Source organism: Streptomyces sp. NPDC091289, from assembly GCF_044757365.1.
Lineage (GTDB): Bacteria > Actinomycetota > Actinomycetes > Streptomycetales > Streptomycetaceae > Streptomyces.
Genome location: NZ_JBIVUT010000022.1, coordinates 73,931 through 91,588 on the forward strand (window position 1 = coordinate 73,931; position 17,658 = coordinate 91,588).

Genomic DNA, 17,658 nt, shown 5'->3' on the forward strand with positions numbered 1-17,658 from the left:
GGGGTGCCGACCCGAGGGTTACGGGGTTACGCGCCCGACTCCTCGTAGCGGCGGGTGAGCTCCGCCGTGCCGGACTCCGTGAGGGCGCCGTGCAGCCGCATCCGGGCGACGCCGCCGTCGGGGAAGGCGTCGAGGCGGACATGGGTGACGACGGCCTGGGCGCGCAGCACGAAGCGGTGCAGGGTGTCGGGCTGGAGACGGGTGCGCGGGATGATCTCGAACCACTCGCCGGTGTCGCCGTTGCGGCCCTGGAGGGCGATCCAGCCGGCGGAGTTGCCCTTGAGGTAGGCGGTGTCGATCTCGACCGCGCGGACCGCGCCCTGGGCGGGGAGGCAGAAGCGGACCCAGTCGTTGGTGTCGCGGACCCGGCGGCGGCGGTTCTCCCAGCCGTCGTCCATCTTGCGGGAGGTGCCCGGCAGGATGATCTGGGTGGGCGAGGAGTAGAAGCGGTCGGAGGCGTCCTCGTACGTACCGCCGTTGAGGACCGAGATCAGGTCGATCGTGCCGAGCGCGGCGAGCCAGGCCGGGTCCGGGACGACCTCGCCGTGCACGCGGAGGCGGGCGATGCCGCCGTCGGGGTGCTGGCAGAGGCGCAGGTGGGTGTAGCGGCGGCCGCCGGTGATCTCGAAGGCGTTGGCGGCGTGGCCGCGCACGGGGGTGGGCGGGAGGATCTCCTCCCACTTCACGTCGTCGGCGAGCAGTTGCTCGGGGCTCGGGGCGCCCTCGACGGAGGTGGCCTGCACCGATACGCGCTGCGGGTAGTTGCCGCGGAAGTGGGCGGTGTCCACGATCAGACCGCGGACGATGCCGGCGGCGCCGAGGCGGACGATGGCCCAGTCGTGGTCGTCGGGGGCCGGGAAGGGGTGGCCGGCGTCCGCGCCGCGGCGGCGGCGGGTCTCCCAGCCGTCCATGATCTTGCCCTTGTGCCCGAAGTGCTCGGGGTCGAAGACGGCGCGCTCGCGGATCAGGAGGTTCTCGCGCTCGGCGAAGAACTCGTCGTTGGCGGCGATCACGCCCGCGCCGAGGCGGCGGTCGGCGAGGTCGACCAGCTCGGTGAAGGGGAGGTCGCCGGCTTCGCGGTAGTCGGCGTACGGGTCGCCGCCGCCGTAGGGAGCGGCGTCATTGGCGTGGGGGTCGGTGTCGGTGTCCTGGAATGTGGTCTCGCTCGCGTCGAAGGTCATGGCTCTTACTCTGACGCCACCGGACCCATCAGGTCCATCGAAAGTTTTCGCAGATATCGTTCAGCTCAGCTGAATGATCGGGCGGTTTCGGTGAGCGCCGCGAGCACCCGGGCCACCGCCGGGCCGCTCTCCGCCCCGTGCCGGACCGCCGCCACCACATGGCGCTGCGGCCGGTCCGCCTCCAGCACCCGCATCACGACGCCCTCGCGGCGCTCCCGGGCGGCCATCCGGGGGATCAGCGCGATGCCCATGCCCGCCTCGACCAGGGCGAGGATCGCGGTCCACCCGGCGGCGCTGTGGGCCTGCTCGGGGACGAAGCCGGCCGCCTCGCAGGCGGCGGTGGTGATCTCGGACCAGGGCCCCGAGCCGCCGAAGATCCAGCGGTCGGCGGCCAGGTCCGCGAGGCGCAGGGCGGGCGCGGCGGCCAGCGGGTGGTCGGCGGGGAGCGCCACGTCCAGGGGGTCGGCGAGCAGCGGGAAGAGGCTGAAGCGGGGGTCGCGGGCGGTGGGCGCGTGGGCGGCCAGCGACAGGGCCAGGTCCACCTCGCCCGCGGTGAGCAGCTCGTACGCCTGGGCGGCCTCGGCCTCCCGTACGCGGACGTCGGGTCCCGGGCGGTCCTCGGCGCGCAGCAGCCGGACGGCGGGGACGACGAGGGCGGGCACGGCGGTGGAGAACGCGGCGACCCTGACCTCACCGGCCTCGCCGCGCAGATAGCCGGTCAGTTCGGCCTCGGCCCGCTCCAGCTGGGCGAAGACCGCCTCGGCGTGGCGCAGGACGAGGTGGGCGGCGTCGGTGAGGCGGACCCGGCGGCCCTGGGCCTCCAGGAGGTCCACGCCGAGTTGCTTGGCCAGGTTGGTGAGCTGCTGGGAGACCGCGGAGGGGGTCATCAGGAGCGCCTCGGCGGTCGCCGTCACCGTGCCCCGGTCGCGCAGGGTGCGCAGGATGCGGAGCTTCTTGACGTCCCACTCGGTCATGGGCGCAACCTACCGGCCCGGACATACGGATGCGCCGCGCGGTAGTCGCTACCGGCGGCGCACCCTGCACGCATGTCGTAGGTCGTACGTGTGCGGGTCAGACCTGCTTCTTGGACTTGTCCAGGACCATGACCAGGCCCGTGATCACCACGAACAGGGCGATGGGCGCGACGACGTAGAGACCGATGGTCTCGATCGCGCTCAGGCGCGGAGCGGGGTCGTCACCGTCGTCGGGCGTGAGCGCGAGCGCCGGGCTCGACATGAGCAGCATCATCAGCGTCGTCCCGGCCGCAACGACGCCGGCGCGCATAGCGTTCTTCTTGTCCACGGTGCCAACGTAGCGAACGCCTAGGGACGGCGCTCGCCCGGGGGTGCCATACGGGGCTTTCGGGGCCGCAGGACGTCCATCAGCGTGTGCAGCCGGGGCGAGGCGGTGATCTCCTCCAGGGTGACCGGATGGCCCTCGGCGTCGGCGATCGGGAGGCGCCAGTTGGGGTACTGGTCCCAGGTGCCGGGGAGGTTCTGCGGGCGGCGGTCGCCGACGGTGTCGGGGAGCCAGACGCCGGTCATCCGGGCGGGGGTGCGCAGCAGGAAGCGGTGGACGGCCCGGACGGCGGCCTCCTCGTCGCCGTCGCCCTCGGGGAGCATCCGCAGCCGGGCGAGGAGGGCCAGCCACTCGGCGGTGTCGGTGGCGTCCTCGGTCAGCTCCTCCTCCAGGGAGCGGGTGAGCAGGCCGAGGCGGTGGCGCAGCGTCACATGATCGCCGGTCAGCCGGGCGGCGGTGGAGGGAAGGTCGTGGGTGGTCGCGGTGGCCAGGCAGTCCCGGCGCCATTTCTCCGGGGCGAGCGGCCGGCCGTCGCCGTCCCAGTCGCGCTCGAACCAGAGCACCGAGGTGCCGAGCACGCCGCGCCGGGCGAGCGCCTCGCGGACCCCGGGCTCGACGGTGCCGAGGTCCTCGCCGACGACGACGGCGCCGGCCCGGTGGGCCTCCAGGACGAGGACGGCGAGCATCGCATCGGCGTCGTATGCGACATACGTGCCGTCGGTGGGCGGGCGGCCCTCGGGCACCCACCAGAGCCGGAACAGGCCCATGACGTGGTCGATGCGCAGGGCCCCGGCGTGGGCCAGCAGCCCGCGCAGCAGGCCCCGGTAGGCGGCGTAACCGGTGGCGGCGAGGACGTCGGGCCGCCAGGGCGGCAGGCCCCAGTCCTGGCCGCGCGCGTTGAAGGCGTCGGGGGGCGCGCCGACGGACATGCCGTGGGCGAAGGCCTCCTGCTGGGCCCAGGTGTCGGCGCCCGCCGGGTGCACGCCGACGGCGAGGTCGTGGACGATGCCGACGGACATCCCGGCGTCCTCGGCGGCCCGCTGGGCGGCGGCGAGCTGGCCGGCGGTCAGCCAGGCGAGCCGGCAGTGGAAGTCGACCCGGTCCAGCAGCGCGGTGCGGGCCCGGGCGGTTCCCGGGGAGCGGGGGTCGCGCAGGGCCTCGGGCCAGGTGTGACGGTCTGGGCCGTGCACCTCGGCGAGCGCGCACCACAGGGCGTGGTCCTCCAGCGCCTGGCCCTGTTCGGCCAGGAAGTCGCAGTAGGCGGCGCGGCGGCCGGGGGTGAGGGGCACCTCGACGACCAGCTCCAGGGCCTGGCGCTTCAGCTCCCAGACGGCGTCCCGGTCGATCAGCGCGCCCTTGTTCAGCACGGCCTCGCTGAGGGCCGCGGCGTCCTGCCGGAGGTCGTCCAGGGTGGCCCGGTCGCGGACGTGGCCGTACTCGGGGATCGACTCGACGTGCAGATGCACCGGGTCGGGGAAGCGGCGCGAGGAGGGGCGGTACGGGGACGGGTCGGTGGGGCTGCCGGGAACGGCCGCGTGCAACGGGTTGACCTGGACGAACCCGGCGCCGAGCGTGCGCCCGGACCAGGCGGCGAGGTCCGCCAGATCACCGAGGTCACCCATGCCCCAGGAGCGGGCGGAGAGCAGGGAGTAGAGCTGGACCAGGAAGCCGTGGGAGCGCTCGGGCGGCTGCGGGACGCGGGGCGGGGCGGCGATGAGGGTGGCCGTGGCCCGGCGGTGGTCCGGCGTACGGACGTGGATGCGGTGGACGCCGTGCGGCGGCGGGATCCACCAGGCGGGGACGGCCGCGCCGCTCCCCGGAGACGGAGCGGAAGCCGTGTCAGCGCCTTCCGGAGGCGTCACGGGCACGGCGCTCCCCGGAGGCGTCACAGGCGCGGCGCTCCCCGGAGGCGTCACGGGCACGGCAGGGGCCGCCGCCCGGGCCCGCATGCTCAGCGGGGCGGGCGGCCGGCCCGAGGGGTGTCCCGGGGCCCCGGCCGACTCCGGCTCCGGCTCGACCGTGACGGTCGAGCCGGGGGGCAGTCCGGCCAGGGCGGGCGGCAGGGGCTCACCGGCCCACACCACCACGGTCGGCGGCAGCAGGCGCGAGCGGGACTCCGCAACGGCGAGGCACTTCCGTACGTCCGCCGGAGTGCCGGCGTCGACGCCCAGCGCGGCGAGCACGGCGATGACCGTGTCGTCGGGGACGGACACCGTGACATCCGGCGACGGGGAGTAGGAGGTGGCGACACCGTGCAGTGCGGCGAGCCGGGACAAGCCCATTCAGACTCCTGGGAACTCCATGCCCCCTGCGGTGCCGGGTGCGGTCGGCTCGCTGGTCAGAGGGGCGACGGCGGCGAGCGGAGGCTCGCTCGTGAGAGGGGTGGCATCGGCGAGCGGAGGCTCGCTGGTCAGCGGCGCGGAATCGGCGAACGAGGATTCACCGAGCAGGAGGGAGACATCGGCGAGCGGCGGCCCGCTGATCAGGTGGGCGACATCGGAAAGGGGAAGTCCGCTGGTCAGCGGCGCGGAATCGGACTGGGCGGGTACCTGTTTGGAGAGGGCGGAGAGCAGAAGCTGCGCGGCAGCGGGCATGGTGGCCTCCTGGCCATGGAGAACAGGACACAGCAGACCTACCCAGGCCTCGCCGCGGCAGACGTGGACGTGATGCAGGCGTTATGACAACGAGCCCAACGTGCTCTGGGTCACATTCCGTTCCCCCGGGTGCCACGTATGGGTCGCTTTCGGCCACTCCCAGCTGTCACGCCACGCCACACCAGCCCCACAGGGCCCGAAGGTGGCGCTATTCCCGGCAATTACGGCAGAACGGCCAAGCGCATTGACACCCTCGCGCCCGGGTGGTGGGCTCGGACCCCGCCGGGGTCCACCGGCTGCGGGCCGAGGCGGTCGGTACGGCGGTCCAACACGGCGGCCCAGCCGCCGGCAGCGGGTACGTACGAAGGGGAGCGCGACGTGCGGATCGGGCGCAGAAGGCAGGCGACGGCCGTGGCCGCCGCCGTGATCGGCGGACTCATCGGGTCCGTATCCGTCGCTCCGGCCGCGACGGCCGCCCCCGCCGATCCCGGCAGGCCCGTCGCCGGCAAGGCCGACCGCGCCGACAGCGCGCGCCCGCCGTCCGTGTGGCCCCGGCCGCAGAGCATGAAGGCCACCGGGCCCGCCGTGGAGCTGGGCTCCGAGGCCACGCTCGTCGCCGCACCGGGCTCCGATCCGTACGCCGTCGAACAGGCCCGCTCGCTGCTGCGCGCGGCGGGCGTCGAGACCCTGCACGAGAGCCTGCCGGGCGGCGGGCCCGTGGTCCGCATCGGCGGCACGGGAGCCGGCGAGGCGCTGCGGGCGCTGCGCGCTCCCGACCGGGCCGATCTGCCGTCGGGCGGCTACCGGATCGCGGTCGGCCGGGTCGCCGGACGCGCCACCGTCGCGCTGGACGGGCTCGGCGGGGACGGCCTCTTCCACGCCGTCCAGACCCTGCGTCAACTGGTCGCCGACGGCTCGGTGGCCGGCGTGACGGTCCGGGACTGGCCGGGAACCGCCGTACGCGGCATGGCCGAAGGGTTCTACGGACAGCCGTGGACCCGCGAGGAGCGGCTCGCCCAGATCTCCTTCATGGGCCGCACCAAGCAGAACCGCTATCTCTACGCGGCGGGCGACGACCCCTACCGGCTGGCGCGCTGGCGCGAGCCGTACCCGGCCGGCCAGCGGGCCGACTTCCGGGCGCTGGCCGAGCGGGCGCGGGCCGAGCACGTCACGCTCGGCTGGGCCCTCTCCCCCGGTCAGGCGATGTGCATGGCCTCGGACCAGGACGTCAAGGCGCTGACCAAGAAGGTCGACGCCATGTGGGCACTGGGCATCCGGGTCTTCCAGCTCCAGTTCCAGGACGTCAGCTACAGCGAGTGGCACTGCGACCTGGACGCGGAGACCTTCGGCAGCGGCCCGAAGGCGGCGGCCCGCGCGCAGGCCCGGGTCGCGGGCGCCCTCGCCCGGCATCTGGAGGAGCGGCACCCGGACGCGGCCCCGCTGTCGGTGCTGCCGACGGAGTTCTACCAGGACGGGGCCACCGACTACCGCACCGCGCTCGCGGCCGAGCTGGACGACCGGGTGCAGGTGGCCTGGACCGGTGTCGGGGTGGTGCCGAAGAAGATCACCGGCGGTGAACTGGCCGGGGCCCGCGCCGCGTTCCGCCACCCGCTGGTGACGATGGACAACTACCCGGTCAACGACTACGCCCAGGACCGGATCTTCCTCGGCCCGTACACCGGCCGGGACCCGGCGGTGGCGAGCGGTTCGGCCGCGCTGCTGGCCAATGCGATGGAGCAGCCGTCCGCCTCGCGGATCCCGCTGTTCACCGCCGCCGACTTCGCCTGGAACCCGAAGGGATACGACCCCGGCGCGTCCTGGCGGGCGGCGATCGACGATCTGGCGGGCGGGGACACGGGCGCCCGGGACGCGCTGCTGGCGCTGGCCGGGAACAGTGCGGGCTCGGTGCTCGGCGCGGAGGAGTCCGCCTACCTCCAGCCCCTGTTCGACGCCTTCTGGAACTCCCGCGCGGACGCCTCCCGCCGCGACCGGGCGGCGGCGGACCTGCGTGCGGCGTTCACCGTGATGCGCGGGGCCCCCGAGCGGCTGACGACCCCCGCCGAGGGCCGGCTGACCGACGAGGTGCGGCCCTGGACCGAGCAGCTGGCCCGCTACGGCCGGGCCGGTGAGCTCGCGGTGGATCTGCTCCAGGCCCAGGCCGCCGGGGACGGCGCCGCCGCCTGGCACACCCAGCTGGCCCTGGAGCCGCTGCGTGAGGAGATCGGGGCGAGCCGGGCGACGGTCGGCAAGGGCGTGCTGGACCCGTTCCTGGACCGGGCGGCGAAGGTGTCCGCCGGCTGGAACGGCACCGACCGCGCCTCGGGCCGGGTCACGAAGGACGCCCGCAGCCATACGGTCCGGCTGGACGGGCCCCGCCCGGTGGAGGCCGTCACGGCGCTCGCCGAGCCCGGCACCGCCCTCGCCGACGCGGTCGTGGAGGCCCATGTGCCCGGTGAGGGGTGGCGGGCCCTGGGCCGGCTCTCGCCGAGCGGCTTCACCCAGACCGCCGCGAAGGGGCTGCGCGCGGACGCCGTACGGGTCACCGTGCCGGAGGCCGCCCGGAGTGCCCCGCCCTCGTACCTGAGCCCCACCCTGCCCCCGGCCCCCGCCGTCCTGGCGGTCTCCCCGCAGGTGCGCGCCCTGGTGCCGTGGTTCGGCGACGAACCCGCCGCCACGCTCGACCTGACGCACGGCGAGACGGACGCGGAGATCGGCGGCGAGCCCCAGCGGGTCGCGGCGCATCTGGCCGGGCGGCGTCCGGCCGAGGTGAAGGGCAAGCTCACCGCGAAGGCCCCCAAGGGCATCGAGGTGCGGGTCCCGAAGCAGACGACCGTGCCGCGCGGCTCCCGTACGGAGGTGCCCGTGGACATCACCGTCCCGGCGGACACCCCGGCGGGCGAGTACGAGGTTCCGCTGACCTTCGGCGGCCAGGAGTCCACGCTGACCGTGCGGGCCTTCCCGCGTACGGGCGGCCCGGATCTGGCGCGTACGGCGAAGGCCTCCTCGTCGGGCGACGAGACCCCGGACTTCCCGGCGGCGGCGGCCTCCGACGGCGACCCGGAGACCCGGTGGTCCTCGCCGGTGGAGGACGGGGCCTGGTGGCAGACCGAGCTGCCGAAGCCGGTGCGCCTGGGCCAGGTGGTGCTGAGCTGGCAGGACGCGTACGCCTCCCGCTACCGCATACAGGTCTCCGCCGACGGCCGCGTCTGGCGCACCGCCGCGACGGTGGCGGCGGGCCGGGGCGGGCGCGAGTCGGTCCGGATGGACGCGAAGGACACCCGGTTCATCCGGGTGCAGGGCGACGGCCGGGCGACGGAGTACGGCTACTCGCTCTGGTCGGTGGAGGCGTACGCGGTCGCGGACGACTGAGCCGTAACGGGGACGGAGAACGACGAAGGCCCGGTGGCAGCAGGTCCTAGGCGGACACGCCGTCGATCCGGGCCATCACGTCGTCCGCGCCGAACGGTTGCAAATACGGCAGCCAGCGCGGGTCGCGGTGTCCGGTCCCGATGATCCGCCAGGCCAGGCCGGTCGGCGGGGCGGGCTGATGGCGCAGCCGCCAGCCCAGCTCGGGCAGATGGCGGTCGGCCTTGACGTGGTTGCAGCGGCGGCAGGCCGCCACCACGTTGTCCCAGGCGTGCTGCCCGCCGCGGCTGCGCGGGATGACGTGGTCGACGCTGGTCGCGGCGGCCCCGCAGTACATGCAGCGCCCGCCGTCCCGGGCGAACAGGGCCCGCCGGGTCAGGGGGACGGGGCCCCGGTAGGGGACCCGGACGAAGCGCTTGAGCCGGACCACACTGGGTGCGGGCACGGCACGGGTGGCACTGTGCAGGAAGGCGCCGGACTCCTCGAGGCAGATGGCCTTGTTCTCGAGGACGAGGACGAGCGCGCGGCGGAGCGGTACGACGCCGAGCGGCTCGTACGACGCGTTGAGAACCAGGACGTGCGGCACGGTGGATGCCTCCTTGTACGCCGGCGGCGCGTGGCTCGCGCCGGGACGATCCGATCTCAGTCTCTCCTCATGCCTGGTCAAAGCGCCACCACGTACGGGTAACGGGCCGGGAGGATTTTTCTCACCCCGGGCTCCGCGCCCCGTTCCGCGGCGACGAACAGGTGTTTCACCAGGGCGGCCGTCCGCGCTGTGCGATCGGCCACAGCGAAGGCGTTCCCGGTGAGACCCGTCTCTCCTCCCACGACGGCAACGATCCACTCCCCCGGCTTCGTTAGTGTTGTTGACCAGCCGTCGTCCCCCTGGAGGTCCCTGTCGTGTCGCTGTCCGCCCTCTTGGCCGCAGCCCCGTCCCCCGAGCCGGGGGGCTCGCTGGGCGAAGCCGCCGAACAGGCCGGGAACGCCGCGGGCTGGGTCGAGGAGAACTGGTCCACCTGGCTGAGCACCGGGCTGCGGATCCTGCTGATCGTGGCGGTCGCGGTCACCCTGCGTTATCTGATCCGGCGCGCCCTGACCAACCTGATCGAGCGGATGAACCGCAGCGCCCAGGCGGTGGAGGGCACGGCGCTCGGCGGGCTGCTGGTGAACGCGGAGCGCAGACGCCAGCGCTCGGAGGCGATCGGCTCGGTCCTGCGCTCGGTGGCCTCCTTCATGATCATGGGCACGGCCGCCCTGATGGTCCTGGGCGCCTTCAAGATCAACCTGGCCCCCCTGCTCGCCTCCGCCGGTGTCGCGGGTGTGGCCCTCGGCTTCGGCGCCCGCAACCTGGTCACGGACTTCCTCTCCGGCGTCTTCATGATCCTCGAGGACCAGTACGGGGTCGGGGACACCATCGACGCGGGGGTGGCCTCCGGCGAGGTCATCGAGGTGGGGCTCCGTGTCACCAAGCTGCGCGGCGACAACGGCGAGATCTGGTACGTCCGCAACGGCGAGGTGAAGCGGATAGGCAACCTCAGCCAGGGCTGGTCCACGGCCGGGGTCGACGTCACGGTGCGCCCCACCGAGAAGCTGGAGCACGTCCGCGAGGCGATCGCCACCGCCGCCGACACCATGACGAAGGAAGAGCCCTGGTCGGAGCGGCTGTGGGGCCCGGTGGAGGTGCTCGGCCTGGACGCGGTCCTGCTGGACTCGATGACGGTCCGGGTGACCGCGAAGACGATGCCGGGCAAGTCGGTGGGCGTGGAGCGCGAGCTGCGCTGGCGCATCAAGCAGGCGCTGGACGACGCGGGCATCAGCATGATCGGCGCGGTCCCGCTCCAGACGGAGGGCGAGTCCACGGCGGACCCGACGGCGGCGATGGCGGCCCCCTCCGCGTACGCCTCGGCGACCTCCCCGCAGTCGCTGGCGGCGACCCCGATACCGCCGCCGACCAACCTGAACAAGTAGGCCCCTTCGCTCTTCTCGGCGCCCCCGGCCGCCCCCTGGACCCCAGGACGGCGGCCGGGGGCGTCGCCGTGTCAGGTAACACTTTGATTGCCGGACGGGGGGCACCCATTGACGCCCCGGTGGCCTGCGTCCTACCGTCCTCCCAACCGAATAGGAAACTTTCCTAACAGAGTCACGGACGTGAGTTCCTGACAGAGGGCGGTGCATCGACGATGGCGGGACCCACTCCGGGCTCATCCGGCCCGACCAGCACCCCGGGCACCCCGCGGGTGCTGCGGGCCATGAACGACCGGGCCGCCCTCGATCTGCTGCTGGAGCACGGGCCGCTCTCCCGGACCCGGATCGGGAAGCTGACCGGGCTCTCCAAGCCCACCGCGTCCCAGCTCCTGGCCCGGCTGGAGGCGGCCGGCCTCGTCGTCGCCACCGGGACCAGCGAGGGGCGCCCCGGGCCCAACGCGCAGCTCTACACGGTGAACGCGCGCGCCGCCCATGTGGCCGGGCTCGACGTGAACGGGCGGCGCATCGTCGCCGCCGTCGCGGACGTGACCGGGCAAACCGTCGGGCAGTTCGAGCTGGCGACCCCGGGCCGGCGCGCCGACAGCGTGGTGCGCCAGGTCGCCGACGCGCTGGACGGGGCGGTGAAGGACGCCGGACTCACCCGCGCCGACGTCCACCGGATCGTCATCGGCACCCCGGGCGCCTTCGACCCGGGCACCGGGCGGCTGCGGTACGCCTCGCACCTGCCCGGCTGGCACTCCCCCACCCTGCTGGACGAGCTGGCCGCGTTCCTGCCGATGCCGGTGGAGTACGAGAACGACGTCAACCTGGTCGCCGTCGCCGAGCAGCGCCTCGGCGCGGCCCGCGGCCACGAGGACTTCGTGCTGCTGTGGAACGAGGAGGGCCTCGGCGCCGCCCTCGTCATCAACGGCCGGCTGCACCGCGGCTTCACCGGCGGTGCGGGCGAGGTCGGCTTCCTCCCGGTGCCCGGCACCCCGCTCGTGCGCCAGGTCGTCAAGGCCAACAGCGGCGGCTTCCAGGAGCTGGCGGGCGCCCAGTCCGTACCCCGGCTCGCGAAGGCGCTGGGCATCGACACCCCGCAGCAGCCGTACGCGAAGGTCGCCGCCGAACTGTTGGCGCGGGCGGCCGACGCGTACGAGCGGGACGAGGCGCTCACCGAGCTGCTGCGGCAGTACGCGCAGCGGCTCGCCACCGGGCTCGCCTCCGTCACCGCCGTCCTGGACCCCGGGCTGATCGTGCTCTCCGGCGGAGCGGTCGCGGCCGGCGGCGAGATCCTGCGCTCCCTGATCCAGTCCGAGCTGGCCGAGCTCGCCGCCTCCCGGCCCCGGCTGGTGGTCGGCGAGATCGACCGCACCCCCGTCCTGCGCGGCGCCCTGGAGAGGGCGCTCGCCGACACCCGCGACGAAGTGTTCGACACCTCGCGCTGACCCCGCGCCGCACCACGCTCTTCCCCCGCCCGGCCCTTCCCCGTCCCTGCCGTCCGATCTCTTCCCCGTCCCTGGGAGTTTCGTCATGCGCACCAGCCGTCTCACCACCACCGCTGTCGCCGTCGCCGCGATATCGGTGCTCGCCACCGCGTGTACCGGCCAGTCCGAGGCGGGCGCCTCCGACGACCCGAAGGCGAAGACCACGATCAACTTCTGGCACGGCTGGAGTTCGCCCGCCGAGGTGAAGGCGGTCCAGGACAACGTCGACCGGTTCGAGAAGGCCCACCCGAACATCACGGTGAAGGTCTCCGGCAACATCAACGACGACAAGCTCAACCAGGCGCTGCGCGCGGGCGGTTCGAACGGCCCCGACGTGGTGTCCTCCTTCACCACCGCCAACGTCGGCAAGTTCTGCTCGTCCGGCGCCTTCGCGGACCTGAAACCGTTCATCGAGAAGTCCAAGCTCGACCTGGAGAAGACGTTCCCGAAGGTCCTCCTGGACTACACCCAGTTCGAGGGCAAGCGCTGCTCCCTGCCGCTGCTCACGGACGCCTACGGCCTCTACTACAACAAGGACGCGTTCAAGAAGGCCGGGATCACCGCGCCGCCCAAGACGATGTCCGAACTGGCGAGCGTCGCCAAGAAGCTGACGGTCGAGAAGGGCGACAGCTACGAGCAGCTCGGCTTCATGCCGACCTTCCACGGTTACGAGACCGTCGCCGACCACTACCTGTCCTCGTGGGACCACACGTACTTCGACGAGAACGGCAAGTCCAACATCGCCAAGGACCCGGCGTTCGCGGAGATGTTCACGTACCAGAAGAAGCTCGTCGAGGACCTCGGCGGCTACGACAAGCTGGAGAAGTACCGCGGCACGTTCGGCGACGAGTGGGGCGCCAAGCACCCGTTCCACACCGGTCAGGTCGCCATGCAGCTGGACGGCGAGTGGCGGCTCGGCATGGCGGAGGACACCGAGCCCGGCTTCGAGATCGGCGTGGCGCCGATGCCCGTCGCCGACGACGAGGCCGACAGTTACGGCAAGGGCTTCCTCTCCGGCACCATCGTGGGCATCGCCCCGGCCAGCAAGAAGCAGAACGCCGCGTGGGAGCTGGTGAAGTACATGACCAGCGACACCGAGGCGGTCGTCGAGTTCGCCAACGGCATCCGCAATGTGCCCTCCACCTTCGAGGCGCTGAAGTCCCCCGACCTGAAGTTCGACCCGCGGTTCAAGACGTTCCTGGACATCGCCCAGCACCCGGAGTCCAACACCCCCGACGGGGCCGTCAACGGTTCGACGTACCAGCAGACGATCCAGGACTTCGGCTACCAGTACGAGAAGGGCGCGGTGAAGGACCTGAAGGCCGGCCTGGAGAAGACCGCGCGGCAGATCGACACCGACATCGCCAAGGCCAAGTAGCCTCCGATGACGACGCACACACTCCGCTCGAAGCGCCGCAGGTCGGCGCTTCGCACGGCGGCCTTCATGTCGCCGTGGCTGATCGGGTTCTCGGTCTTCTTCGCCTACCCGATGCTCTCGACCGTCTACTTCTCCTTCACTCAGTACGACGGTTTCGGGGCGCCGGTCTTCAACGGGCTGACCAACTGGACCTACGTCTTCAGCGACTACCCGATGTTCTGGCCGTCGCTGCGCAACACCCTGTGGCTGGTGCTCGTCATGGTCACCTGCCGGGTGGTCTTCGGTCTCGGCATCGGGATGCTGATCACCAAAATCAAGACGGGTACCGGGGTCTTCCGGACGCTGTTCTACCTGCCCTACCTGGCCCCGCCGGTCGCCGCGACGCTCGCCTTCGTCTTCCTGCTCAACCCCGGCACCGGGCCCGTCAACGCGATCCTCGGGGACCTGGGGCTGCCGACGCCGGGCTGGTTCAACGACGCCTCCTGGTCCAAGCCGGCGCTCACCATGCTCGCGGTCTGGGGCATCGGGGACCTGATGGTCATCTTCATGGCCTCGCTGCTGGACGTGCCGACCGAGCAGTACGAGGCCGCCGAGCTGGACGGCGCGTCCGCCTGGCAGAAGTTCCGCTTCGTGACCCTGCCGAACATCTCGCCGATCGTGCTGTTCGCCGTGGTGACGGGCGTCATCCAGGCGATGCAGTACTACACCCAGCCACTGGTCGCCGGAAAGGTCGCCTCCGGGGTCATCGGCGGCTCCGGCCAGTCCTTCGAACCCGGCTATCCCGACAAGTCGACACTGACGCTCCCGCAGCTCGTCTACAACCTGGGCTTCCAGCGCTTCGACTACGGCGCCGCCTGTGTCGTCGCCCTCGTCCTGTTCGCCCTGGCCATGGCCTTCACCGCGCTGCTGATGCGGGGCCGCAACAACCTGATCCAGGCCGGTGACTGAGCCATGACCCACCTCATCGACCCCGTCGACAAGACCGCCGCCACCACCTCCCCTTCGGCCTCCTCGCGGACGCCCGCAGCCCGCACCGCACGCCGCAAGGCGCTGCTGCACTGGATCGCCGTGCACTCGCTCGGGATCGCCGCCGCGCTCTTCTTCGTGCTGCCGTTCGTCTTCGTGGTGCTGACCTCGCTGATGAGCGACCAGCAGGCGCTGACCCGCGACCTCACCCCGAACACCTGGGAGTGGAGCAACTACGAGCGGGTCTTCAACACCCCGGGCTTTCTGACCTGGTGGCGCAACACCCTGCTGTACGCGGGCGTCGGCACCGTCCTCACGGTCGTCTCGTCCATCCCGGTGGCGTACGCGCTGGCGAAGTTCCGCTTCCGGGGCCGCAGGCTGTCGCTGATGCTCGTCATCTCGATGATGATGCTGCCGCCGCAGGTCGTCATCATCCCGATGTACCTGTTCTGGGCCAAGCAGATGGACCTGTCCGGCACCCTGTGGCCGCTGATCATCCCGATGGCCTTCGGCGACGCGTTCTCCATCTTCCTGCTGCGGCAGTTCCTGCTGACCATCCCGAACGAGTACCTGGACGCCGCCAAGGTCGACGGCTGCGGTGAGTTCCGTACGCTGATGAAGGTCGTCCTGCCGATGGCCAAGCCCGGCATCGCGGCCATCGCCCTCTTCCAGTTCTTCGCCGCCTGGAACGACTACTTCGGACCACAGATCTACGCCTCCGAGAACCCGGCCGCCTGGACCCTCAGTTACGGCCTCGAATCCTTCAAGGGCGCACACCACACCGACTGGAACCTGACCATGGCCGCGACCGTTCTGGTCATGGCCCCCGTGATCGCCGTCTTCTTCTTTGCCCAGAAGGCATTCGTCGAGGGCGTCACACTGACCGGAGTAAAGGGCTGACATGAAGCTCGCAGTAGTGGGTGGCGGGTCCACCTACACCCCTGAACTGATCGACGGATTCGCCCGGCTGCGGGACACGCTGCCGATCGAGGAGCTGGTGCTCGTCGATCCGGCGGCCGACCGCCTGGACCTGGTGGGAGGTCTCGCCCGGCGGATCTTCGCCAAGCAGGACCACGCCGGGAAGATCACGACCACCACCGACCTCGACGCGGGCGTCGCCGACGCCGACGCGGTCCTGCTCCAGCTGCGCGTCGGCGGACAGGCCGCGCGCAACCAGGACGAGACCTGGCCGCTGGAGTGCGGCTGCGTCGGCCAGGAGACCACCGGCGCCGGCGGTCTCGCCAAGGCGCTGCGCACCGTGCCGGTCGTCCTGGACATCGCCGAGCGGGTCCGCCGCACCAACCCGGACGCCTGGATCATCGACTTCACCAACCCGGTCGGCATCGTCACCCGCGCCCTGCTCCAGGCCGGGCACAAGGCCGTCGGCCTGTGCAACGTGGCGATCGGCTTCCAGCGGAAGTTCGCCCGGCTGCTGGACGTGAACCCCTCCGAGGTGCACCTCGACCACGTCGGGCTCAACCACCTGACCTGGGAGCTGGGCGTGCGCCTGGGCGGCCCGGACGGCGAGAGCGTCCTGCCGAAGCTGCTCGCGGAGCACGGCGACACCATCGCCGACGACCTGCGCATGGACCGCCGGATCGTGGACCGGCTCGGCGTGGTTCCCTCGTACTACCTGCGCTACTTCTACGCCCATGACGAGGTGGTACGGGAGCTCGGCACCAAGCCGTCCCGGGCCGCCGAGGTCGCGGCGATGGAGAAGGAACTGCTCGCGATGTACGGCGACCCGACGCTGGACGAGAAGCCCGAGCTGCTCGCCAAGCGCGGCGGCGCGTTCTACTCCGAGGCGGCCGTGGACCTGGCGGCATCGCTGCTGGGCAACGGCGGTTCCCCGGTCCAGGTGGTCAACACGTACAACAACGGGACGCTGCCGTTCCTCCCGGACGACGCGGTGATCGAGGTCCAGGCCCGGGTCGGGCACGACGGCGCGACGCCGCTGGCCGTTCCGGCGCTGGACCCGCTGTACGCCGGTCTGATCGCGAACGTGACGGCGTACGAGGACCTCGCCCTGGAAGCCGCGCTGCGCGGCGGCCGGGACCGGGTCTTCAAGGCGCTGCTGGCCCACCCGCTGATCGGCCAGTTCGACTACGCCGAGGGCCTCACCGACCGGCTGATCGCGCACAACCGGGAGCACCTGGCGTGGGCGTGAACGTGTCGGTCGTCGCCATCGACGCGGGCAACAGCAAGACCGACGTGGCGCTGATCGGCGTGGACGGCACGGTGCTGTCCACGGCGCGCGGCGGCGGTTTCCAGCCGCCCGTGGTCGGGGTGGAGGCCGCGATCGACGTGCTGGCCGGCGTGCTGGAGCGGGCGGTCGCGGAGCTGCCGGCTCCGCCCGTCCTCTCCGGTCATGTCTCCGCGTGTCTGGCCAACGCCGATCTGCCGGTCGAGGAGGCCGAGTTGGCCGGGGCCCTGGAGGTCCGGGGGTGGGGTTCCTCGGTGGAGGTGCGCAACGACACCTTCGCGATCCTGCGCGCCGGGGTGGACGAGCCCCGGGGCGTCGCGGTGGTGTGCGGGGCCGGGATCAACTGCGTGGGCATGACCCCGGACGGGCGGACCGCCCGCTTCCCCGCGATCGGGCGGATATCCGGTGACTGGGGCGGCGGTTCGGGGCTCGCGGAGGAGGCGCTGTGGTTCGCCGCGCGCGCCGAGGACGGGCGCGGGGAGCCGTCCGAGCTGGCCCGTACGCTGCCGGCCCACTTCGGGCTCGACACGATGTACGCGCTCATCGAGGCGCTGCACCGGGGCGGGATCCCGTTGGCACGGCGGCACGAGCTGACGCCGGTGCTGTTCGCCACGGCCGCCGGCGGGGACCCGGTGGCCCGCGCGCTGGTGGAGCGGCAGGCCGAGGAGGTGGTGGCGATGGCCTCGGTCGCGCTGAGCCGGCTCGGTCTGCTGGAGGAGGAGGTTCCGGTGCTGCTGGGCGGCAGTGTGCTGGCCGCGCGCCATCCGCAGCTGAACGGCCGGATCGCCGAACTCCTCGCGGTACGCGCCCCGAAGGCGGAGGTGCGCGTCGTGTCCGAGCCGCCGGTGCTGGGCGCGGCGCTGCTGGGCCTGGACCGTACGGGCGCGGGGCCGGAGGCCCGTCGGAGGCTGCGCGCGCGGTACGCCTGAGGGCCTGCGCGGTCGCGCGGTCCGCCGTACGTCAGGGAGCGTCCCCCCGCGTGATTTCGTGCGGGGGGACGCTTCTCCTTCGTTCCTCGTACGGGTGAACGCCTGGCGTGCGAGGGGCGCGAGGGAACCGATCGGGCTTCTGGAACGTGTACCTGATGGGAAGTCCGTTCGCTCAACTCCGTTCGCTTATGGGGATGTATCGGGGCGCGTTGCACCGCTTGTCTTGATCGGCCGCGTCCGTCCTGATCGAATGCGGTGACCGGTGAGGGGACCCGCCGTCAGTGACCGAG

14 protein-coding genes are annotated in these 17,658 nt (G+C 72.4%); 8 read left to right on the forward strand and 6 right to left on the reverse strand.

Features of this window, described 5'->3' with window-relative positions:
* Positions 1-26: 26 nt before the first annotated feature.
* The 5 genes from alc to ACIQPT_RS27620 form a co-directional block, all read right to left on the reverse strand.
* Positions 27-1,181: an allantoicase gene (alc, locus tag ACIQPT_RS27600; RefSeq protein WP_401159579.1), complete on the reverse strand. Its 1,155-nt coding sequence runs from the start codon at positions 1,179-1,181 to the stop codon at positions 27-29.
* A gap of 65 nt (positions 1,182-1,246) precedes the next feature.
* A complete protein-coding gene (locus ACIQPT_RS27605) occupies positions 1,247-2,155 on the reverse strand; it encodes a LysR substrate-binding domain-containing protein (protein WP_401159582.1) in 909 nt (302 codons plus the stop codon).
* Positions 2,156-2,252: 97 nt separating this feature from the next.
* Positions 2,253-2,465 carry a hypothetical protein gene (locus ACIQPT_RS27610; RefSeq protein WP_032793216.1) on the reverse strand — a complete coding sequence of 71 codons (213 nt, stop codon included), beginning with the start codon at positions 2,463-2,465 and terminating at the stop codon, positions 2,253-2,255.
* A gap of 38 nt (positions 2,466-2,503) precedes the next feature.
* Positions 2,504-4,762: a 4-alpha-glucanotransferase gene (gene malQ / locus ACIQPT_RS27615; RefSeq protein WP_401159585.1), complete on the reverse strand. Its 2,259-nt coding sequence runs from the start codon at positions 4,760-4,762 to the stop codon at positions 2,504-2,506.
* Positions 4,763-5,074, reverse strand: a complete 312-nt coding sequence (locus ACIQPT_RS27620; protein WP_401159588.1) for a hypothetical protein — start codon at positions 5,072-5,074, stop codon at positions 4,763-4,765.
* Positions 5,075-5,452: 378 nt separating this feature from the next.
* Between ACIQPT_RS27620 and ACIQPT_RS27625 the strand changes: the two genes are divergently transcribed.
* Positions 5,453-8,443 carry a beta-N-acetylglucosaminidase domain-containing protein gene (locus ACIQPT_RS27625; protein ID WP_401159590.1) on the forward strand — a complete coding sequence of 997 codons (2,991 nt, stop codon included), beginning with the start codon at positions 5,453-5,455 and terminating at the stop codon, positions 8,441-8,443.
* A gap of 46 nt (positions 8,444-8,489) precedes the next feature.
* Here ACIQPT_RS27625 and ACIQPT_RS27630 read toward each other — a convergent pair whose 3' ends face one another.
* A complete protein-coding gene (locus ACIQPT_RS27630) occupies positions 8,490-9,026 on the reverse strand; it encodes an HNH endonuclease (protein WP_006124472.1) in 537 nt (178 codons plus the stop codon).
* A 314-nt stretch (positions 9,027-9,340) separates the two neighbouring features.
* On the opposite strand from ACIQPT_RS27630, the gene ACIQPT_RS27635 reads away from it, so the two are divergent.
* The 7 genes from ACIQPT_RS27635 (at position 9,341) to ACIQPT_RS27665 (ending at position 17,368) form a co-directional block, all read left to right on the forward strand.
* Positions 9,341-10,408, forward strand: a complete 1,068-nt coding sequence (locus ACIQPT_RS27635; RefSeq protein WP_401159593.1) for a mechanosensitive ion channel family protein — start codon at positions 9,341-9,343, stop codon at positions 10,406-10,408.
* 212 nt (positions 10,409-10,620) lie between these two features.
* Positions 10,621-11,853: an ROK family protein gene (locus ACIQPT_RS27640; protein WP_401159596.1), complete on the forward strand. Its 1,233-nt coding sequence runs from the start codon at positions 10,621-10,623 to the stop codon at positions 11,851-11,853.
* 85 nt (positions 11,854-11,938) lie between these two features.
* Entirely contained in the window at positions 11,939-13,270 is a 1,332-nt protein-coding gene (locus ACIQPT_RS27645) for an ABC transporter substrate-binding protein (RefSeq protein ID WP_401159599.1), read from the forward strand.
* Between the two features lie 6 nt (positions 13,271-13,276).
* The gene (locus ACIQPT_RS27650) at positions 13,277-14,218 is read left to right on the forward strand and encodes a carbohydrate ABC transporter permease (RefSeq protein ID WP_401159602.1); all 942 of its coding nucleotides are present in this window, start codon (positions 13,277-13,279) and stop codon (positions 14,216-14,218) included.
* A 3-nt stretch (positions 14,219-14,221) separates the two neighbouring features.
* Positions 14,222-15,136, forward strand: coding sequence for a carbohydrate ABC transporter permease (locus ACIQPT_RS27655; RefSeq protein WP_401159605.1), 915 nt, complete (start codon positions 14,222-14,224; stop codon positions 15,134-15,136).
* 1 nt (position 15,137) lies between these two features.
* Complete coding sequence (locus tag ACIQPT_RS27660; protein ID WP_401159608.1) at positions 15,138-16,403, forward strand: 6-phospho-beta-glucosidase; 1,266 nt, start codon at positions 15,138-15,140, stop codon at positions 16,401-16,403.
* Positions 16,394-17,368 carry an N-acetylglucosamine kinase gene (locus ACIQPT_RS27665; RefSeq protein WP_401159611.1) on the forward strand — a complete coding sequence of 325 codons (975 nt, stop codon included), beginning with the start codon at positions 16,394-16,396 and terminating at the stop codon, positions 17,366-17,368. The genes ACIQPT_RS27660 and ACIQPT_RS27665 overlap by 10 nt, the downstream gene beginning before the upstream one ends.
* The last annotated feature ends 290 nt before the right edge of the window (positions 17,369-17,658 follow it).